This window comes from Chryseobacterium cupriresistens (assembly GCF_046614675.1).
Classification (GTDB): domain Bacteria; phylum Bacteroidota; class Bacteroidia; order Flavobacteriales; family Weeksellaceae; genus Chryseobacterium; species Chryseobacterium cupriresistens.
The window spans coordinates 69,466-89,882 of record NZ_JBKKJT010000012.1 but is presented as its reverse complement, the minus strand read 5'-3'; the positions used below and the strand labels follow the sequence as shown (position 1 = coordinate 89,882).

Annotated in this window: 17 protein-coding genes; 7 read left to right on the top strand and 10 right to left on the bottom strand. The window is 37.4% G+C overall.

The features are described 5' to 3' along the window. Positions 1 to 54: 54 nt before the first annotated feature. Positions 55 to 1,677 carry an ABC-F family ATP-binding cassette domain-containing protein gene (locus ACLI50_RS21520; protein ID WP_411414612.1) on the top strand — a complete coding sequence of 541 codons (1,623 nt, stop codon included), beginning with the start codon at positions 55 to 57 and terminating at the stop codon, positions 1,675 to 1,677. Between the two features lie 79 nt (positions 1,678 to 1,756). Here ACLI50_RS21520 and ACLI50_RS21515 read toward each other — a convergent pair whose 3' ends face one another. Beyond that, positions 1,757 to 2,569 carry a M48 family metallopeptidase gene (locus ACLI50_RS21515; RefSeq protein ID WP_202840808.1) on the bottom strand — a complete coding sequence of 271 codons (813 nt, stop codon included), beginning with the start codon at positions 2,567 to 2,569 and terminating at the stop codon, positions 1,757 to 1,759. 110 nt (positions 2,570 to 2,679) lie between these two features. Here ACLI50_RS21515 and recJ point away from each other — a divergent pair, with 110 nt between their 5' ends. The 6 genes from recJ (at position 2,680) to ACLI50_RS21485 (ending at position 11,294) form a co-directional block, all read left to right on the top strand. Beyond that, on the top strand, positions 2,680 to 4,392 hold the full coding sequence (recJ, locus tag ACLI50_RS21510) for a single-stranded-DNA-specific exonuclease RecJ (RefSeq protein WP_227940877.1): 1,713 nt from the start codon (positions 2,680 to 2,682) through the stop codon (positions 4,390 to 4,392). A 39-nt stretch (positions 4,393 to 4,431) separates the two neighbouring features. Next, positions 4,432 to 5,016, top strand: coding sequence for a nicotinate (nicotinamide) nucleotide adenylyltransferase (gene nadD, locus ACLI50_RS21505; RefSeq protein WP_110008577.1), 585 nt, complete (start codon positions 4,432 to 4,434; stop codon positions 5,014 to 5,016). Between the two features lie 81 nt (positions 5,017 to 5,097). Beyond that, the gene (locus ACLI50_RS21500; protein ID WP_110008576.1) at positions 5,098 to 5,436 is read left to right on the top strand and encodes a DUF3817 domain-containing protein; all 339 of its coding nucleotides are present in this window, start codon (positions 5,098 to 5,100) and stop codon (positions 5,434 to 5,436) included. Between the two features lie 351 nt (positions 5,437 to 5,787). Further along, positions 5,788 to 8,049: a TonB-dependent receptor domain-containing protein gene (locus ACLI50_RS21495; protein WP_411414611.1), complete on the top strand. Its 2,262-nt coding sequence runs from the start codon at positions 5,788 to 5,790 to the stop codon at positions 8,047 to 8,049. A 46-nt stretch (positions 8,050 to 8,095) separates the two neighbouring features. Continuing rightward, positions 8,096 to 10,354, top strand: a complete 2,259-nt coding sequence (locus ACLI50_RS21490; protein WP_411414610.1) for a TonB-dependent receptor domain-containing protein — start codon at positions 8,096 to 8,098, stop codon at positions 10,352 to 10,354. A gap of 79 nt (positions 10,355 to 10,433) precedes the next feature. Beyond that, the gene (locus tag ACLI50_RS21485; protein ID WP_411414609.1) at positions 10,434 to 11,294 is read left to right on the top strand and encodes an alpha/beta hydrolase fold domain-containing protein; all 861 of its coding nucleotides are present in this window, start codon (positions 10,434 to 10,436) and stop codon (positions 11,292 to 11,294) included. Between the two features lie 47 nt (positions 11,295 to 11,341). On the opposite strand, the gene ACLI50_RS21480 is transcribed toward ACLI50_RS21485, so the two are convergent. From ACLI50_RS21480 to ctlX, 9 genes are read right to left on the bottom strand one after another with little or no spacing between them, the layout of a single operon-like run. Then, positions 11,342 to 13,096, bottom strand: a complete 1,755-nt coding sequence (locus ACLI50_RS21480) for a discoidin domain-containing protein (RefSeq protein WP_330745124.1) — start codon at positions 13,094 to 13,096, stop codon at positions 11,342 to 11,344. 28 nt (positions 13,097 to 13,124) lie between these two features. Next, positions 13,125 to 14,150: a hypothetical protein gene (locus ACLI50_RS21475; RefSeq protein ID WP_411414608.1), complete on the bottom strand. Its 1,026-nt coding sequence runs from the start codon at positions 14,148 to 14,150 to the stop codon at positions 13,125 to 13,127. A gap of 9 nt (positions 14,151 to 14,159) precedes the next feature. Further along, complete coding sequence (locus tag ACLI50_RS21470; protein ID WP_411414607.1) at positions 14,160 to 15,686, bottom strand: NAD(P)/FAD-dependent oxidoreductase; 1,527 nt, start codon at positions 15,684 to 15,686, stop codon at positions 14,160 to 14,162. Between the two features lie 37 nt (positions 15,687 to 15,723). After that, positions 15,724 to 17,238 (bottom strand): polyamine aminopropyltransferase, encoded by a 1,515-nt coding sequence (locus ACLI50_RS21465; protein ID WP_411414606.1) that lies wholly within the window; start codon positions 17,236 to 17,238, stop codon positions 15,724 to 15,726. After that, the gene (locus ACLI50_RS21460; protein WP_115956693.1) at positions 17,231 to 17,446 is read right to left on the bottom strand and encodes a DUF350 domain-containing protein; all 216 of its coding nucleotides are present in this window, start codon (positions 17,444 to 17,446) and stop codon (positions 17,231 to 17,233) included. Before ACLI50_RS21460 ends, ACLI50_RS21465 begins: the two co-directional genes overlap by 8 nt. Before the next feature lie 13 nt (positions 17,447 to 17,459). Continuing rightward, positions 17,460 to 17,654 (bottom strand): hypothetical protein, encoded by a 195-nt coding sequence (locus ACLI50_RS21455; protein WP_167456636.1) that lies wholly within the window; start codon positions 17,652 to 17,654, stop codon positions 17,460 to 17,462. Next, on the bottom strand, positions 17,644 to 19,107 hold the full coding sequence (locus ACLI50_RS21450; protein ID WP_411414605.1) for a DUF4178 domain-containing protein: 1,464 nt from the start codon (positions 19,105 to 19,107) through the stop codon (positions 17,644 to 17,646). Before ACLI50_RS21450 ends, ACLI50_RS21455 begins: the two co-directional genes overlap by 11 nt. Before the next feature lie 2 nt (positions 19,108 to 19,109). Further along, positions 19,110 to 19,469 (bottom strand): S-adenosylmethionine decarboxylase family protein, encoded by a 360-nt coding sequence (locus tag ACLI50_RS21445; protein ID WP_202840833.1) that lies wholly within the window; start codon positions 19,467 to 19,469, stop codon positions 19,110 to 19,112. 20 nt (positions 19,470 to 19,489) lie between these two features. After that, on the bottom strand, positions 19,490 to 20,413 hold the full coding sequence (ctlX, locus tag ACLI50_RS21440) for a citrulline utilization hydrolase CtlX (RefSeq protein ID WP_411414604.1): 924 nt from the start codon (positions 20,411 to 20,413) through the stop codon (positions 19,490 to 19,492). Between the last annotated feature and the right edge of the window lie 4 nt (positions 20,414 to 20,417).

Below are 20,417 nucleotides of genomic sequence, written 5' to 3'. Positions count from 1 at the left end.
ATTACAAAATACCCAAATTCTTTTCGTATTTTTGCGCCAAATTTACAAAACTATATGTTAACAGTATCTAACTTATCTTTACAATTCGGGAAAAGAATTCTTTTTGACGAGGTAAATATTATGTTTACCAAAGGAAACTGCTACGGAATCATCGGAGCAAACGGTGCGGGAAAGTCTACATTCCTGAAAATACTAACAGGAAAGCAGGATCCTACAACAGGACATGTATCTCTGGAGCCAGGGAAAAGAATGTCAGTTTTGGAACAGGATCACTTTGCTTATGATCAGTTTACAGTTCTTGAAGCTGTTTTAAGAGGTAATAAGAAATTATTTGAGATAAAAGAGGAAATGGATGCGTTATACGCAAAAGAAGATTTCTCTGACGAAGACGGTATTAAAGCCGGTGAACTAGGTGTAATTTATGACGAAATGGGTGGTTGGACTGCAGAATCTGATGCTCAGACTATGCTCTCTAACGTAGGTATTTCTGATGATATGCACTGGCAGCTGATGAGCGAACTTGAGAACAAAGACAAAGTAAAAGTTCTTTTGGCTCAGGCACTTTTCGGAAACCCTGACGTATTGATTCTGGATGAGCCTACCAACGACCTTGATATCGATACCATCTCATGGCTTGAAGACTTCCTTGCTGATTATGAAAACACGGTAATCGTTGTATCTCACGACCGTCACTTCCTTGATACGGTTTGTACACACATCGGTGACCTTGATTATTCTAAGCTTAACCTATACACGGGTAATTACTCTTTCTGGTACCAGGCTTCTCAATTGGCAACAAGACAAAGAGCTCAGGCCAACAAGAAAGCTGAAGAGAAGAAAAAAGAGCTTCAGGACTTCATTGCGAGATTCAGTTCCAACGTTGCGAAAGCAAAACAGGCTACTGCAAGAAAGAAAATGATCGACAAATTAAATATTGATGATATTAAGCCTTCTTCAAGAAGATATCCTGCTATTATTTTCGAAATGGAAAGAGAAGCAGGAGATCAGATCCTTGATGTAAAAGGTCTTGAGAAAACAAAAGACGGGGAATTATTATTCTCAAATATTGATTTAAATCTTAAAAAGGGGGACAAAGTAGCAGTACTTTCTAAAAACTCTTTAGCCATCACAGAATTCTTCGAGATTCTTGCTGGAAATGTAGAAGCTGATAAAGGAACAGTTGCATGGGGAGTAACAACAAACCAGTCTCACATGCCTTTAGACAACACCAACTTCTTCCAGGAAGACTTAAGCTTAGTTGACTGGTTGAGACAGTTTACAAAAAATGACGAAGAGCGTCATGAAGAATTCGTAAGAGGATTCTTAGGAAGAATGCTGTTCTCAGGAGATGAAGCTTTGAAATCCTGTAAAGTACTTTCAGGGGGTGAAAAAATGAGATGTATGTTCAGTAGAATGATGCTTCAAAAAGCGAACGTTCTTTTATTGGACGAACCTACCAACCACTTAGACCTGGAGAGTATCACAACCTTGAACAACTCTTTATCCAACTTCAAAGGAAATCTTTTACTGGCATCTCATGACCACGAAATGCTTTCAACAGTCTGTAACAGAATCATCGAATTGACTCCTTCCGGAATTATCGACAGAGAAATGACTTACGACGAGTATCTTGCGGATAAAAAAGTAAAAGAATTAAGAGAGAAAATGTATTCTTAATCTGAACAACATTAAAATCTATATAAAAACACCTCAAAGCAGTGCTTTGAGGTGTTTTCGTTTAAACAATAAATAATATTTATTTCGTCAATTTTGCAGCAGGTAAAGTAACCGTTCCCGGATCTTTCCATAAGCCTTCTTTCTCTGCTTTCTTTTTGATAGATTCAGCTCTCTTGTTGCTATCGGGGTGAGAATTGAACATCTTTTCAAAATTAGTCTGTGTACTTCCCTGTGAAAGTAAGGCTAACTTTTTAAAAGCTGTATATGCTCCTACCACATCATACTTATTGGCCTTCATGAAATCATATGAATAAGTATCTGCTTCAGATTCCTGCTTTTTGCTGTGCGAAGCATCTAAAAATGCATTCGCCATCTTCCCTATCTGACTTTCATTTAGTGAAGCTACATCTGACGAAGCTGAGGAAGCAGCATCTAATGCAGCCGCCTTCAGATAAGCCGATTTCATAGCATCTTTGGTATCCTGATTCTTTACGTGCCCGATCTCATGTCCGATTACGGCAAGCAGTTCATTATCAGTCATAATATCCATTAAGGAAGAGAATACACGTACACTTCCGTCTGCACAGGCAAACGCGTTGATATCTTTTACTTTATAAACTTTATAATTAAGGTTCAGACCATCCTGAGATTTGTGTTTTCCAAACAGCCTGTTCAGTCTCACAGTGTAAGGATCTTTCGGTCCTGCTACAGGATTATTTTTATCCATCCACTCTACTGATTCTTTGGATAATTTAATAGCATCTTCGTTGGTAAATGTTAAGGCTTTTGCACCATTTGAAACCATTCCGGCTGCTTTGCCAAGATTAATTTTCTGTGCGTTGATCGAACATGCTGTTCCCAGTAACAGAAAGCATAGAGTAATTTTTTTCATAGTCATTTAAAATTTTGGAGCATGAAGATAGCCTTTTTTTAACAATTATTAAGTCAAAACTTCGTTTCAGTTCTTCCCTGAATGCTATTTTTTTTCCTTATTTTTGTGAAATGAGTCAAAAATGGATTTACAAGCCTGAACCCGATGAGGAAGTTGTGGACAGACTAAGTTCGTCACTTGGTTTTGGTACTTTTGAATCTAAAATCCTCGTTCTTAGGGGAATTGACAATTATCAAAAGGCCAGAGAATTCTTCAAACCGAACCTTAACGATATCCACAACCCTTTTTTAATGGCAGATATGCAAAAAGCTGTAGAGCGTATTGCTACCGCCATTGAAAACGGTGAAAAAATATTGGTATATGGTGACTATGATGTGGACGGAACCACAGCGGTTGCTTTAATGTACCTGTATCTCAGCAAAATTGTTGAGAAAAAATATTTAGATTATTATATCCCGGACAGAAATTCTGAAGGATATGGAATTTCCACGGAAGGAATTGATTTCGCCAAAGAAAATGGTTTCTCATTAATCATTGCTCTAGACTGTGGAATCAAGGCACTTGATATGATCAACTATGCCAGCAATCTGGGTATAGATTTTATTATCTGCGATCATCACCTTCCGGGTGAAGAGATTCCAAACGCTGCAGCTGTTCTTGATCCTAAAAGAAGCGACTGCCGCTATCCTTTCAAGGAACTTTCAGGATGCGGGGTTGGCTTTAAGCTTTGCCAGGGACTGAATACCATTTATAAATTACCGGAAGCAGAATTATTTGAACTGACCGATCTTCTGGCGATCTCCATTGCAGCAGATATTGTTTCGATGACAGGTGAAAACAGAGTGTTGGCTAAAATGGGATTAAAAACCTTAAGGAAGACCAGAAATCTTGGGTTACGATTATTGATTCCGGAAGATAAACTTTCTCATTTTGAAATTTCCAATATCGTTTTTGAAATAGCTCCCAAAATTAATGCTGCCGGAAGAATTTCTCATGGTAAAGCAGCTGTAGAGCTTATGGTTTCCGACAATCTGAAACATGCCAATCAGATTGTGAATGATATTATGAACCTCAACGATGAAAGGCGTGAACTGGATATGAATTCCACCCTTTCGGCCCTCAATCAGATTATAGAATCCCAGCAGGAAACCAAACATACGACTATCGTTTATCATCCTGAATGGAATAAAGGCGTTATCGGTATTGTAGCCTCAAGGCTTATTGAAACCTATTATAAACCCACACTAGTTTTTACCGATGGTAATAACGGAGAAATGGTAGCTTCTGCAAGGTCTGTTTCTGATTTCGATGTACATGAAGCTCTTGATATGTGCTCTGAATATTTCCTTAAATTCGGAGGCCATCATGCTGCTGCCGGACTTTCGATGGAAAAAGATAAGTTTGATGCCTTCAAGGAAAAATTTGAAAGAATTGTTTCTGAAAAAATCCAGGAGCACCAAAAGGAACCTTCTATTACGATTGATACGGAAATAAGAATTGACGAAATCAACAGAGAGTTTATCAATTTCCACAGAAAACTGGCGCCATTCGGGCCTCATAATATGAAGCCTATTTTTACATTAACCAATCAGAAGCTTTCCGGATATGTAAAAACCATGGGAAAAGATAATAATCACCTGAAGTTTTATATCAAGCAGGAATCTACGGGACGAAATATTGAATGTGTCGGATTCAAACTCGGACAGTTTGCTGAAGATTTTAAAAATAAAAATTTTGATCTTGCTTTTACCCTGGAAGAGAATCACTGGAAAGGCAATGTCACTCATTATCTTAATATCAAGGATGTAAAATTCAGGGATTAATTACTATTACCTATAATCTTCTACCTGCCACCTGAACAAATGAAAAAAATCGGTTTATTTTTCGGATCATTTAATCCTATTCATATCGGGCATCTTATTCTGGCCAATTATATTCTGGAAAATTCTGATATGGATGAGCTTTGGTTTGTGGTAAGCCCGCAAAACCCATTTAAGGACAAAAAGTCTTTACTGAATGACCATAACAGACTTGATATGGTACAACTGGCAGTAAAGAATTACCCCAATATGAGAGCTTCCAATGTGGAGTTTTCTCTTCCGAAACCAAGTTATACTATTGATACCTTAACGTATCTGCATGAGAAATACCCTGATTATTCTTTCAGTCTGATCATGGGAGAGGATAATCTAAAGAGCCTTCACAAATGGAAAAATGCTGATATCCTGATCAAAAATCATCATATTATTGTTTACCCAAGAGTATTTGAAGGCGAGAAAAAAGATCCTGAATATTTACAGCATGAAAATATCTCTCTGGTAAAAGCACCCATAATAGAGCTTTCAGCTACGGAAATCCGTAATATGATAAAGGATGGTAAAAATGTAAGACCTATGCTGCCACCAGAAGTTTTTGAATATTTGGATGGTAGTAGTTTTTATAAGTAATTTTGTAAATCAGAAATGAGAGGCTAAAACCAAGCCTGGAGAAAGACTCTTACCTTTTAACCCTCACCACAATCTTAAGAAATGAACTTCATCGAAAAAATATTCTCAAAATATTCTCAGGAAAAAATCATCAGATGGTTTAAGCAGATTTGTCTTGCAGAGGCCATTTCATGTCTTTTATTGTATGGTGTTGCGATGATCTGGATCCGGTATGATGAAAATTTATATTCTATCATCTTCATCAGTGTTATTGGTAGTTTACACGGATTATTTTTTACTCTTTACCTTCTACTCTGCCTTCCTGCCAGAAAAATTTATAATTGGGATGATGAAGATTTTGTTTTTGCCTTATTATCGGCATTCTTCCCCTTTGCAACGGTTTGGGTAGATAAAAAGCTGGCCCGATTCGACAGAGAATAAACAATATAATGAAGGACCTTTTCGGTCCTTTTTTATTTTTACGGATATGACCTTTGTGACATAATTGTTGAACTACGAGGATAAATTCCAATATTAATTATCCAATTTAAAAAAAATTCTTTCATAATTTCTTTCATTGATGTAACATTTAGCATCATTTATTTGTCTTATTATACAGAAAGATCAAGCAATCAATATTTTAAACTAAATTTTTATCAACTGACAATCAATCAATTGCGATGATTCAAAAATATTTTTAAGTACTTTGTATTGCATAATACTAAATTTATTATATATCTTTGTAATGTTAAATAACAAACCATACAAGCTATTAATTAAAAAAGAATAATCATGAAGACTCAAATTCTTATTGCAGCACTATTTTTCGGTGGACTTATCACTGCCCAGCAGAAAAAAGACAGTTTGAAAGTAAATGCTATTGATGCAGTGAATCTCAAGAAGCAGGTTTTCAAAAAACAAGGTGACCGTTTGGTATACGATGTAGCTTCTTCATCTGTAGCTAAAGGGACCAACACCTTTACTCTTTTGAAACAAACACCGATGATTTCCAGCATTGACGGAAAGACGCTGAAGATTTTGGGAAAAAATGATGCAATCATTTATATCAACAATAAAAAAACCAATATGGATTCTGAGGCGTTGATTGAAATGCTGAAGTCTACTCCCTCTGAGGATATCCAGAAAATAGAAGTGATTACAGTTCCAGGAAGTGAATTCCAGGTTGAATCTAAAGAAGGGGTAATCAATATTGTGATGAAAAAAAGCAAAAACAACGGCTACAACGGAACGCTGAAAATGCAGAACGAGCAGGCTTATTACAATAACCCTAATGCAGGAGCTTCTTTTAATTTCAGACAAGGTAAATGGTCTGGTAATTCCAATTTCAGAACGGGAAGCTGGACAGACAGACAAAGATATACGCTGTCCAACGGTGATCCTACTTTCAGAAATGAGTCTTTTGGGTTTAATGATGATCCTAACAAAAATTTTGGTGGAGGCTTCAATGTTGATTATGAAATCAATAAAAAACACAGTCTTGGATTTTCCTACAACATGAGATACAATAAAAGTTTCAATTCTGTACTGGATATTACCAACTGGCAAAACGGAGTCTTAAACAACAGAACAGTGAATAACGAGGATGCACAGACCAGAAATCATTCTTTCAATTTAAATTATGAGATGAAAACAGATTCTCTGGGAAGTAAACTTACATCAAATGTTTCTTACCTGTGGTTCAACAGAGATAAAGTAAGCTTCAATGAGAGTTTTCCTCTAACGAATGATACGATTAACAAATATTCTGCATTGCATCAGGCGGTACCCCAAATTATCAACAACTATGCAGCCAATATTGATTATCTGAAAAAGACAGCGAAAGGCGCAACATGGTTAATGGGGATCAGCTACAATCACACCAATACAGATAACGATACCAAACAGGATAAACTAATAAAGGGGGAATTTATCATAGATCCCAACCAAACCAATCACTTCATTTATAAAGAAAATATTCTTGGAATTTACCTGAACTATGAAAGAAAACTGACTGAGAAAATATCCGGAAAGATTGGTGCCCGCTACGAAATGACCAGAAGCACCGGGGATATTGTAGATAAAACAGGTTTTGAAAGAAATTACAACAACCTTCTGCCTTATCTGAATTTAAACTACGCCATCAATACCAATCATAATCTGAGCTATACTTTCTCCAGCAGAATCAGAAGACCGAGATTCTGGGAACTGAATCCTTCAAGAACTTATTTTACTCCTACCAATTATACACAGAACAATCCATTTATACTGGCTTCCAAATATTATAATCAGGAGTTAAATTATATGTACAAAAATGCATTCTATGCCAATCTTAGTTTTAATATGGTGGAAGATGCAGCAGCTTCAGACCTGATTCCATTGCAGGGAACGGTAACAGCTCCTAAAAAAGATGCTGACGGGAAAATCATCAAGGATATCAAAGGAAATCCAATTATGGAAACTACCAGATTCTTAAGATATATCAGAACCAATTATGGTAAAAACAGGGAAATTGCTCTTACTCTTGGAATGAACAAGTCCTGGTTCAAAGACATCTGGACAACCAATTATTCTGTCAATCTGGGATATGTTACCTACAAAGGCGGAGTATTTGAAGATCCTACTTCCATGCCGGTTCCGGGAGAAACTGAAGTAGTGGATCCTTATATCATTGATGTTAAAAACTATAATATGTCTGCAACCATCAATAATGTGATCAGACTGTCTTCTAAAAAAGACTGGTTCCTGGGAGTGAATTACTTCTTTGCCAGCCAGACTGCCATGGAAGGAGGTATGATCCGAGCAAGACAAAGCTTCGATTTCAGTCTGAAAAAAATTGCAGGAGACTGGACTATTGTAGCGGAAGTGAGTGACTTATTTAATCAAAGTTTCTACAGCATTAGAGGCGTACAGCCCGATGGAAAATTTAACAATATCACCAACTTCAATTATCCAAGGTTGATGAGCCTAGGGGTTACTTATAATTTCGGAAATCAGAAACTGAAAAAAGCAAGGGAAATGAAATCGGCTAATGATGCTGTAAAATCAAGAACCTAATCTATAACCACTTATTTCACTAAATCCACTCTTAAATAAAAACAACATGAAACGTATAATTTTGTCAATGGCAATTGTATTCGGTACCTGTGCATTTGCACAAGAGAAGAAATCTGATACGGCAAAAACAAAAAACATAGAAGGTGTTACCATCACAAAGCAGGTTTTCAAAAAGCAAAGTGACCGTTTTGTATACGATGTGGCAGCATCACCTGTTGCCAAAGGAAACACCACTTTTGATCTTTTAAAACAAACTCCTTTATTATCTTCTACAGATGATAAAACATTAAAAATAGCAGGAAAAAACAATGCTCTGATCTATATCAACGGAAGAAAAAGCAATATGGATTCTGAGTCACTGGCTCAGTTTCTGAAAAATACTCCGGCTGAAAATATCCAGAAAATTGAAGTGATTACTGTTCCCGGCAGCGAGTATCAGGTAGAATCTTCTGATGGAATCATCAATATCATTTTAAAGAAAAAAATGAGTGACGGTCTCAACGGAAACATGAGAATGTCTAACACAACCAATAAGTATAACGGAAGCCAGGCAAGTTTCTCAGCCAATTACAGAAAAGATAAACTGGGAGTAAGTGCCAGTCTTAGCGGCGGTGAAAATATCGAAGCACAAACCTATACCCTGAGAAACGGAACCTCAACAACTTCCAACGAATCTACCGGAGATATTGACGATCCGAATAAAAACATAGGAGGTTATCTGAATATCGATTACCAGCTGAACGACAAAAGCAACCTTGCCTTATCATGGAATACATGGGCCAATAAAAGTTATAATTCAACGGTAGATTTATTCAATACCATAAAAAAAACGAATACGGAATATACATGGTCTAAAAACAGAGAGAATACACGATCTTATAACAATTCTGTGAATTTAAACTATGAATTAAAAACGGATTCTCTGGGTAGCAAACTGAATGTAAATGCAGCATACCTCAACTACAGAAGGTTCCAGTTTACGGATAACCAAACCTTTACCTCAGATATCAACCGAAATGTAGGAGCAAGAACAAAACAAGTTATTCAGGACCTTCCGCAGATCATTAATAATTTCTCCGGAATGGTGGATTATAATCAAAAGTTTAAAAATGATCTTACCGTTTCCGTCGGTGGAAATTATAACAAGACTAAAACAGATAACGATTCTAAAAACATCACTTATTCATTTAATCCCGTAACAGCTCCGGATTCAAGACCCAACCATTTTATCTATGATGAAAACATCTACGGAATCTATCTTACCGTGGAGAAAAAAATTTCCGACAAACTTTCAGGAAAAGTAGGTGCCAGATACGAGATCACCAACAGTCTTGGTACGTCTGACAACGCTCCCACAGAAGCCCTTAGAAGAATTGAGAGAAATTACAAAAACCTTCTTCCCTATCTCAGCCTGAATTATGCGATTAATGATAAAAACAATATTTCCTATTCCTTTTCAAGCAGAATGAGAAGGCCAAGTTTCTGGGAACTTAATCCGGTAAAAAATATTCTGACCGATGATAATTATACTCAGAATGATCCGTTTGTAAAGGCCTCTTCCAACTACAATCAGGAACTTACCTATATGTACAGAAATTCGTATTTCCTGATTTTAAACCATTCTTACATTCAGGACGTCATTACACAGGTTCCGCTTCAGGGATACCCGGTATCACCGGATGGTAAAATTGGTGATAATCCTGCATTGAGATACATCAGAACCAACTTTGGAAATAAGCAGGAAATGTCGGCCATGGTAGGTATTCAGAAGTCGTTTTTCAAACAGTACTGGACAACCAATTTCAATATTGGAGTGCAGCATAATATCAACAATGGAAGTCTTGATACGGATCCTACTACGGGAGACCGTTTCAAAGATAGCAAAGGACCTAATGGAAATTTTATAACCTACACCAATAAAACCAATTCTACCAGTCTTCTGATCCAGACCAATAATACCATCCGTCTTGATAAAAAGAAAACATGGTTCTTCGGACTTAATTATTTCTTCGTAGATAAACAGCAGATTGAGCTTGGTTCACTGAAAAACTTAATGAGTCTGGATCTCAGTCTTAAAAAAATGTGGAACGACTGGACTTTTGCAGTGAATGTAAACGATGTCCTGAATACCAATATTGTTAAAATTGAAGACTTTCAGGAGAACGGAAATTATAATTATATCCACCAAAACCGTTACAACAGAAGTTTAATCGTAAGCCTTACCTACAATTTCGGAAACCAGAAAGTGAAAAAGGTGAGAGACATCGAAGGGGCATCAGATGCCATCAAAAGCAGAACAAGATAGAGAATTATCTTTCTTCATATTTAATTATTCTTACGGTATCCGCTGATTCTTTTCAGCGGATTTTTTATATTTAATCATTATGAAAAAAGATATAAAAATTATTTTGATATCCCTCAGCCTCCTTTTTCTATGGACAGCTTGCAAAGAAAAAAAGATAAAGCTTGGTAAAGATATCCACTTTGATAAGGAGGAAAATATTCACTATGGAAACAATCCAGAGCAGGTTATGGATCTTTATATTCCATCTGCACGAACGAATAAAGAAAAGGATGTTTTTATTATGATTCATGGTGGAGGCTGGAGGGCTGGAGATAAATCACAACTCACCTTTTTCACACTCTCTATGATGCAGAAATTTCCTGATCATATTTTCGTTAATATGAACTACAGACTTGCTTCAGCTACGAGCTTTGGACTTCCAAATCAAACTAATGATATTAAAAAGGTAACTGAATTATTAAAAAATAAACTGGGCTACAATCCCAATGTGATTTTATCAGGCAACAGCGCCGGAGGCCATTTATCGATGTTGTATGCCTACAAGTTTGATGCGGATAAAAAAGTAAAAGCTGTAATTAATATTGTGGGTCCTGCAGATCTTTCGGATCCGGGGTTTAAAAACTATCAGGAGTATTCTTTTGTAGAAAGCAGACTTGTGGCCCCTGAAATAATTCAAACCGGAACATCAAAGATAGGTTTTGCCAGTCCTGTGAAATGGATAAAAAGCGATTCCCCTCCTACTTTATCTTACTATGGAAATTCGGACCGCGTAATTCCGTTTACACAAGAAAAAAGACTGGATTCAGCTTTGACAGCCAACCATGTTATCCGTGAATCTTATCAATTTAATGGTGGGCACCTGGATTGGGATAAACATCCAAATGACGAATTCTTTATCAATAAAATAGAAACATTTCTTAAGAAAGCAAACATAAAATAACACGTCCTGAATCCTCAAAACGTGTTATTTTTTATTTTTAAATTGATTTATTCAGATTTTGCAACGGCTGTTCTTTCAGAAACTCCGTTGGCATTGAAAGCTTCAATCTGGAAATAATAGGCATCCGTTCTGTCTGCTCCGGTAAAGAAATACTCATTCTTTCCGTATACCATGATGCTTCCGTATAATTTATCGGGAGACTTTCCAAAATAGATTACATAGCCGTCTGCATCAGGGTTCTGCTGCCATTTCATCCAGATACTTCTTCTTTCACCATATTTTTTCGGGTCAGCTCTTAAAGGAACAAACCCTTCCACTTTAGCAGGCTGCTTTCCTGCTCCTTTTCCGAATACTCTGAAGCCGCTTAATGCAAATTTCCCTGTTGGCATTTTAAGGTTTTCCATTTTAAGGAAACGGGCTTTTGCAGGCTGTTCAAGTTCTACATAGTCGTGAGGAACATCTTTCATGTTTTTGCTTTTATCCACAATCACATTCCATTTTTTCCCGTCGTTGGAGCCATAGATTTTATATTGATGCATTTTCCCCAACGTTTTTCCCATAAATTCAGCATCCTGATCCGCATAATTGATCTGAATGGCATTAATCGTAGAAACTTCACCCAGATCCGTCTGGAACCATTCCCCGGAATTTCCTGTTTTAGCACTCCAATACGTTTTGATGTCTTCATCTACCGCATAGTTGGGCTGATATCCACCCAAAGTAGATGAAACCTGCACCGGTTTATTATAGTTCAGCAGCATCCATCCGGCAAAAAGACCTTTTGTAAAATCTCTTCCCTGTGCATATTGGGGAAGATAAGTCGGATAATCGCCATAAGCCGTGTTACAGTACATCACATCATCTTTATCAAATCCTGCCGGCCAGATTCCCAGTCTTCTTTCAAAATTATTTTTAGTTGAAATAAAGATGGTCGAAACATGCCACCAGTTTTTGTAATTGTCTTCAAATGTCGCTCCGTGCCCTGCACCTCTTGCAAAACCGCCCGGTTTATAAGAGAACGGATTATGCTGCTGATATTCGAAGCCTTCCAGAGGATTTTTACTTACATACACTCCATCGGAATAGCCGCTGAATTCTGTTGCCGGAGCACCATACTGCATATAATATTTCCCGTTATGCTTCGTCATCCACGCTCCTTCTACAAAAGGCTGCAGAAAAACATTATCATTGTATTCCCCAAACCTTTCCCAACCGTGGTCTTCAGGTTTTAGCTTAATAATCGGTTTTACGAAACCTTCGGACTGAAGGTTTTTTACTTTCACTTCTGTTCCCAGCAATGGCCATTCATTGCTTGAACCCCAGTACAGATATAATTTATTCTTATCCTCATCATAATGGAATGCAGGATCCCACGCTCCTACTTTTAAAGTATCCACTGCAATTTTCCAGTCGTCTTTGGTGGGATTAGTACTTTTCCAAATCGGGAAATCCTGTTCCCAGGTAGAGCCATACACATACAAAGTATCTTTCATTGCCCAGACTGCCGGGGCATTAAGATCATGGATGTATTTGTTATCTCTGAGGAATTTCCTTTTTACAAACTTCCAATCCAGCATATCATCACTGTACCAGTATCCTTCCTGATTGGTAGAAAAAAGGAAAAGTTTATTTTTAAAATTGACAATTACCGGATCTGCTGTAGCACGGTGCTTTCCCTGCTTGGAAAAGGCTTCAAAAGGGGTATATCCGTAGTCGATATTGATAGGATTACAGAAAGTTTTCTGCTGGGCTCCAACAATAATTCCAATAAAAATTGTTAATGATAAAAAATATTGTCTCATTTTCAGATTTTAAACGTTCCGGACAAAGTTAACTAACTTTTTTTGGTTTTCTCCAAATAAAGCCGTCCAGAAGATAATGAGTGAGCTGCGGAACAACCAACAAAGGAACCAGAAACTGAAAAAGATTTTCTGAGATCACCATATTCAGGGAAAAGTGCTCATTCCAGACAAGCGTTTCCCACAAGAATTCTTCGAGAAAGGCAAACGATAAAATGACTCCGACAAATAGGAATATTCCTGAAAAGGATTTAAAAATCTGCATCCGGTTCAGCTGATGATTTTCTTTTTGCTTTATTTCCCGGATATAGATCAATGCGATATAGGGAATACCGTGAGAAACCACATTCAGAAAAGTAAACAGAAGATCATTATTGAAGTAAACAATCCCGAAATACCAGGAAAGAAAAGTCCCGGTGATCAGTGCTGTTTTCGGAATGTTAATTTTTTTTGTTTTAAAAGCTTCAACAACAGTTTTAATAATCCAAATAATCAGAATGGCAAAATAGATAATGGTAATTAAAGTAATATAATCCGGAAGATTTTGAAGCCAGTCAAACTCATTGTTGACAAACCAGGTGAAGGCACGGGGCGTTTTAAACCAGTACAGCATCGGATAAATCGTTGCGGAATACACAGCCACCTCATCTATTTTTTTGCTCCAGTTATCCGGTTCAAAGCGCGCATAGATTCTCATAAATCCGTATTGCTGCCGTATAAAATGAAAAACGGCAATCAATGCCAGTACTGACCAGAATGTCAGGCTACCCAACTGGAACAGGATCATTCCCAAGATCCAGCTCAAAACAGGAATTCCCAGATACAGCAGTTTATTTTTCTGTATTTCTCCCTTTACGAAATACGTTTTGAACAGCGTAGAATATACATGAGCCACATCCACAAAAACGATCAGGAAAAGCCATGTGTAAAAGGAATAATGATTTTCCAGCCCCTGAATTTGTTTCTGAAATAGAAAGATAATCATCAATACCAGAAAAGGCGGCGATAAAATAAACCACCAGTCTGTTTTTGCATTATGTATCCACGGTTGTTTCATTGTAGTATTTTACATCATTTGTTCTGCAGTCCGGATTCCCTGATAAAAGGCTTCTTCAAAAATAGAGATTCCCGAAAGATCAGAATGAGCGAAGAAAATTTTTCCTTCTATGGACTCTTTTGCTTTTTGGGTTTCTTCACCAAAAATTTGGTTGGGAACGGGAGCAATCATCGCATGTCCTATTTTATGAAACTGCATTTCCAGGATGAAATCTTCTATCAATGGATGGGCTTTCTTCAGATCATCCAAAACTAAATCTTTCAGTTCAGCATCTTTCATGGTGTAGAGCTTTTTCCTTGCTTTCTTGCAGTCTCCGGTTGAAAAACTTTTATAGTGAGTAATCACTTTTTCGCCTATAACCTGGTTCAGATTCTGGTGCTGGTCGAAGATATAACCTAATCCCGAAGAACCGTAGATCACATTATCCCAGGCCAGCTCTTCATCTCCTCCGAATTCATTCTTCAGGGTAATGGTGGTTAAAAGCCACGGAACATAATGAAATGATGATGCTCTTTTTTGATTAAAAATTCTTTCATTCACAAATTGTGGGGTTGCAAACAATACTTTATCTGCAATGATCTTCTTCGTTTTCTTTTGGGTATTATCAAAACTTAAGACCTCAACTTTATCATTGATTTTTATATCAAAAACCAGATTTCCCGGCCAATGTTTTCCCTCTGTATATTTTGAAAAATGGTTTGCCAGTCTTGCATTTCCTTCTGGCCATGTGAATACCTGATCTTTATATTTCGTGCTCCAGTTGTTTTTTCTTCCGGCAAAGTAATGGATGCCTGCCCATGCTGAAACATAGTCAATTCCTAAGCCAAAATCGTCTCTGCAGGAATAATCCAGCAGCCAGAGAAGTTCTTCCGAATAGAAGTTATTTTCTGTGAGCCAGTCTTTAAAAATGATTTTTTCAAGCTTTACCACCTCATCTTCTCTGCTGGAGTCATGTACCGGAATAGCAAACCAATATCTTCCTTCAGTGTCTTTCTTTGCACGAAATTCATCCATCAGTTTAAAAAAGCGGGCAAGCTCTTGCTGGGTTTGCGCTGAAATTCCTCTTTGCGGAACAATATCGTTCTGCCAGGCATTTTTATAAAACAGTCTTTCCTGTTGTGGAAAAGTCATTTGGTATTCATCAAGGATGGGTTCTCCGCCATCCTCAGTTCCCAAGCAGATTTTACATTCTTTAAGGAAGTCGATAATTTCTGTATTCTCTTTGTTCGGTAACGGTAAATAATGAGCCCCTAAAGGAAATTTTGAAAATGAATTCTGTCCGTTGGAAGAATTGCCGCCAAGATGGTTTTCCATTTCCAGAAGAAGATAATCATTTTTATGATGCTTACTGAAAAATCTACACGCTGAAAGTCCGGAAATTCCTCCCCCGACAATAAGATACTTAGTGTGGATAACTTCAGAAAACTGTGGAAAATCTTTTGCCCATAATCTATGCCCGAGAACATGATTGGTCCCCGTGATCTTTAACAGCAAAGCTTTTACTTTCTTTCCGCAATACTGCAAAAAAGGAAGCATAAGGCTACCTAAAAATATAGTTGTAAGAAAATCTTTTCTACTGTACTTTCCCCCACTCTTCATCGAAATAACGGACTAGTATCTGGTTGTCCAGACGGTTAACTTCTACATCTTTCACTTTCATATCTTTATTAAAATAAGACATCTGTGAAAAGTTATAATCATAGTATTTTAAGCCGGGAAGCTTTCTGTAAACTCTGTTGTTGACGGGCTCAAATGAAGCCATCGAAAATCCCCATTCTCCAAAAGACGGAACATAGGTATGATACGCTGCTGTGAAAGGAAAAATCTGATTGATTGTTTTCTCAATACACCAGAAAGATTTCGGAGCAAAATATGGAGATGTGGTCTGAACCACAATTTTCGTATCAAGCGTTGTCAGCTTCTCCAGTTCTTTATAAAAATGCAGGGAATAGAGTTTTCCTAAGCTATAATTGGACGGATCAGGAAAGTCTATGATGATAACGTCAAATTTCTTTTTACTGTCTTTTACCCATATGTAAGCGTCTTTATTGATGATTTCTACTTTTGGATTGGAAAAAGAATTCTGGTTCAGCCTGCGCATGGTTTCATTGGTCTTGAAAAACTGAGTCATTTCACCATCAAGATCCACCAGGGTTACTTTTTTAACGTCTTTGTATTTCAATACTTCTCTGGCTGCGAAGCCGTCACCTCCTCCCAAAATCAGGACATTATCAATGTTTTTCGCCATCGACATAGCAGGATGTACCAAAGCTTCATGATAACGGTATTCATCCGTGGAAGAAAACTGTAGGTTATTATTTAAATATAAACGAAACTCGTGCGTATTCCTCGTTAAAACGATTCTTTGATAGGGTGAACTTTTAGTATAAACCACATTTTCGCCATATAGTTTTTCTTCAGAATAAGACAGAATCGTATCTGAAAAAAAGAAAAGTCCCAGCAAGAAGGCAAATGCCGCGATAGATTTTATTTTCAGGGATAAGGGTTTTGATAATTCCTTTGTAAGATAATAGCACAGGAATATCGCAATAGAGATATTGATCAATCCAAAAAACAAAGGTGTCTTTACAATTCCTAATTTCGGAATCAAAACCAACGGGAAAAGAATGGATGCCAGCAAAGCCCCGATATAATCGAATGCAAAAACATTTGAAACTAAATCTTTAAACTGAACCCTGTCTTTTAAAATATTCATCAGAAGCGGGATTTCCACCCCTACAAGACATCCGGTGAAGAAGACAAAGAGATAGAGAACGCTTTCAAAATGTGCCAGTGTATTAAACAGAATAAAAAGCACAACAGAACTGATTCCGCCTACAATTCCTACGAGGATTTCGATCTCAATAAATTTATCAATAAGATTTCCTTTGATGAATTTCGCAAGGTAGGAACCTACTCCCATTGAAAAGAGATACACTCCGATAATGAAAGAAAACTGCTTTACAGAGTCTCCTAAAAGATAGCTCGCCAGGGCTCCGGCCACCAGCTCATAAATCAATCCACATGTAGCAATGACGAATACTGAAAACAATAAAAGCAGCTCAAGAGGAATCCTCTTCTTATCCATGAATTGCTGCGCTTATGATCATTGAAATTCCGATAATAAATGCCGCAAAGACAATAGCAATAGCTATATTTTTGTTCTGGGCGATCTCGTGCCATGTTTTTTCAGGAGTCAGTTTTTCAATAATGAAATAACATACAAGTAAAATGGCGATTCCTAAAAATGAATAAAGAACCGAGTTTAGTATGGGTAAGAAATTGATGTTGTCCATAGTTTTTATATTTTTATTTGTGATAGTATCTGTAGAATCCTACTCTGGAATGGCTTCTTGTGGTTCCGTCGCGGTATGTTTCCGTTTTGGCACAGTCGCAGACCTGATTTCCCCGGTACGTAAGGTATACAAACCAGGTCATGAAAAATCCTCCGATCAGGCAGAGTATCCAGTTTTGTCTTATGTAATTGGTTATATTAGTTATCATTGGCAGGATAAGGTGAGTTTGAACTATTCTTCCATTTGTTTACATTAAAGTAATGTTTTCCTATCCACATCGCCACAAACAGAGCAATCATTATGAATAAAATAATTCCGAAGTTCCAGAATGAAACGGGAAGCCAGGTTGCTTTGAGTTGTACATAGGTATTGCTTGAAATAGGATCTGTAGTAAGTCTAAGGGCTTCAGTATTAATCAGGGAATCCAGTTTCTGAGTTCCGAACGATTCTTTGGCAAGTCTGATTACTTCTGATGTATCTTTTTCCAGCGTCTGTCCGTCTGTAAAAGTCTTGGTCTGCACCTTGAATATATCAGTAACCTCAATTGTTCCTGATTTATCCCGTGAAATCACGACCTTCGAATCAGGAGATGTAAGACCTGAAAATGAGGGTAAGCCTCCTTCTTTTTCGGCGGAAATAATGAAATGATATTTCCCGGAGCCTACTCCACACAGGTTAAAATCTTCGGACTGGCTTCCTTCTGTCCAGCTTTCTCCACCTTCGTACCCATGATACTGTTCGATATCTTTGGAGGTATAGATAATTTCGTTGGTATTCTCATTCACAAGGCTTAGCTGAACATTCGCCCAGGAATTATCAACACCTGAAAAAGCATTCACCTTTAACGGAGCTGAACCGCCGGACAAGGTAAAGCTTTTGCTGACCAGCTCTTTGTCTTTTACATCTGCAAAATTGATAGTCTCTGCAAAAACGGTTTCGTTCGTTCTTGAAGTGTAGACATACATCTGGAGCAGACAAATCATTAATGCAGCCACACAAAAGATGTTCACGGCTTGTCTGATATCGAAATAATAGGGCTGAACAATCCCTATTCCCGTATAATAGGGCAGATTAGCTATTTTAAAAGCTTTCTTAACTTCATATTTTGAAATGTGAACTCCATAGAAATACTGGCTTTTTCTGCTGGTCTTCTCCTGAGAGATCATACGGGTTCCGTTGACATACTCTTTGTAGGTAGCAATGGTGAAATCCAGATGTTCATCAAAAAATCCGGCTGCAGCGTCAATAGTGCATGGAGTATTTTCGTACCACCGGTAGGTTCGTCCGAGATAGGTTGGAAATTTTGAATCCTTGCCTTTAAAATCATCAGGATGTATAGAAATCAGGAAAACCCAATGTCCATCGCTCTCACTCAGGAAAGCATCATTTCCTTTGCTGTCTTTTAAAGAATATTCACGCCAGAAAATACTGTTTCCGTATTTTTTAACAGTAATCGCAACAACCGTATATTCCGTACCGTCAATTTTTCCTTTTTGTCCGACATCCAATACAACATTTTCCGTTGGGACTTTCAGATGTTTAATTTTTTTGTTCCAGGCTACATCAATGAGATGGGAGCAGGTCATACAAACGTATTCTTCAACAGGAAAGGTGAGATCTAATGTATTTTCGGATTCGCATGCTGGGCAGACATAGTGCATTTTTATCTGTAAATTTTGTGTTTTTGAATGGTATTAGCTTTAAAATACTGAACCACTTCATCTGCAATCTGCTCTACTTTTGTGGTATTGTCCTGGGTATAATTACAAAGGAAAACATCGAAAGTAAGCTGTTTAAATTCCGGCCACGTGTGGATACAAAGGTGAGACTCTTTAAGGATCACGGCGGAAGTAAAGCTGTCATTCTCAAAAATATGATTGGTAACGCCTACAATTTCCACCTCTTTGGTTTCCAGAATTCCTTCTGTAAACGCCAGAAAACCTTTGCTGTCTAATAACAAATCTTCTGACTCTGTTTCCAAAGTCAGAAGAATATGTAAACCTTTACTTGATAATGGTTTCAATTAATTTTTTTGTAAATATATTATTTTTTTGGAAGAAAAACCTCAGCAAGCATACATCTTGCGCTTCCTCCACCATTTACTTCAATGGTATTCAGGTCTGAATAGATAATTTCGCAGTATTTTTCAATAGCAGCTACCTGTTCCGGAGTTAAAGACTGGTAAGCAGTCTGGCTCATGACCAGGAATTTTTTGCCTTCTTTATTCTGAACCTGAAGCATATTTCCGGCAAACTGCTGCATCTGTTCTTCAGAAATTTCAATGATTTCTTTTCTGGATCCTTTAATAGCTTCCACTACTTTTCCTCTTTCAAGTTCATCATCAATACAGTCAAGGCAGATTACGACAAATTTATCGGCTACACACATCATTACATTGGTGTGATAGATTGGAAGCCTTTCTGTGCCTACAGTCTGGAAAGAATGGAATACAACGGGAGTAAATCCGTATTTTGTACAGAATTCTCTGAACAGTTTTTCATCCAGCCTCAAAGAAACAGAACCGTAAGCAATTTTGTTATCGTGATCAAAAATCATACTTCCTGTTCCTTCCAGAAAGTGTCCTTGGGTTTCAGAGAAAGACCAGTCATCAATTTCAGCCACTTCAAACCCTTGATCTTTGATACTTTCGATAATATCTTCTCTTCTTTCCACTCTTCTGTTGGAAGCGAACATCGGGTACAAAACCACTTTTCCGTCTTTATGGAAACTTACCCAGTTATTCGGGAAAATAGAATCCGGAGTGTGGGGATCCAACGTATCTTTTATAGTGATTACATTAATTCCCTTTTCTCTCAGCTTTCCGACAAAGGTGTTGAATTCTGCCAACGCTTTTGACTGGATATCAGAGCCTGTCTGTTCTACCTGAAAGTAATTGTTTTTCGCCGTTTCAGCGTTGTAACCGAATGCAATCGGTTCTATCATTAATACTGTATCTGTTGTTTGCATTTTT

Coding starts and splice junctions, on each gene's coding strand:
- ACLI50_RS21500 (WP_110008576.1), top strand. CDS start 5,098: ATGAACTTCATCGAAAAAATATTCTCAAAATATTCTCAGGAAAAAATC.
- ACLI50_RS21515 (WP_202840808.1), bottom strand. CDS start 2,569: ATGAAAAAAATTACTCTATGCTTTCTGTTACTGGGAACAGCATGTTCG.
- ACLI50_RS21475 (WP_411414608.1), bottom strand. CDS start 14,150: ATGAAACAACCGTGGATACATAATGCAAAAACAGACTGGTGGTTTATT.
- nadD (WP_110008577.1), top strand. CDS start 4,432: ATGAAAAAAATCGGTTTATTTTTCGGATCATTTAATCCTATTCATATC.
- ACLI50_RS21460 (WP_115956693.1), bottom strand. CDS start 17,446: ATGGACAACATCAATTTCTTACCCATACTAAACTCGGTTCTTTATTCA.
- ACLI50_RS21495 (WP_411414611.1), top strand. CDS start 5,788: ATGAAGACTCAAATTCTTATTGCAGCACTATTTTTCGGTGGACTTATC.
- ACLI50_RS21520 (WP_411414612.1), top strand. CDS start 55: ATGTTAACAGTATCTAACTTATCTTTACAATTCGGGAAAAGAATTCTT.
- ACLI50_RS21480 (WP_330745124.1), bottom strand. CDS start 13,096: ATGAGACAATATTTTTTATCATTAACAATTTTTATTGGAATTATTGTT.
- ACLI50_RS21490 (WP_411414610.1), top strand. CDS start 8,096: ATGAAACGTATAATTTTGTCAATGGCAATTGTATTCGGTACCTGTGCA.
- ACLI50_RS21450 (WP_411414605.1), bottom strand. CDS start 19,107: ATGCACTATGTCTGCCCAGCATGCGAATCCGAAAATACATTAGATCTC.
- recJ (WP_227940877.1), top strand. CDS start 2,680: ATGAGTCAAAAATGGATTTACAAGCCTGAACCCGATGAGGAAGTTGTG.
- ctlX (WP_411414604.1), bottom strand. CDS start 20,413: ATGCAAACAACAGATACAGTATTAATGATAGAACCGATTGCATTCGGT.
- ACLI50_RS21485 (WP_411414609.1), top strand. CDS start 10,434: ATGAAAAAAGATATAAAAATTATTTTGATATCCCTCAGCCTCCTTTTT.
- ACLI50_RS21465 (WP_411414606.1), bottom strand. CDS start 17,238: ATGGATAAGAAGAGGATTCCTCTTGAGCTGCTTTTATTGTTTTCAGTA.
- ACLI50_RS21470 (WP_411414607.1), bottom strand. CDS start 15,686: ATGCTTCCTTTTTTGCAGTATTGCGGAAAGAAAGTAAAAGCTTTGCTG.
- ACLI50_RS21455 (WP_167456636.1), bottom strand. CDS start 17,654: ATGATAACTAATATAACCAATTACATAAGACAAAACTGGATACTCTGC.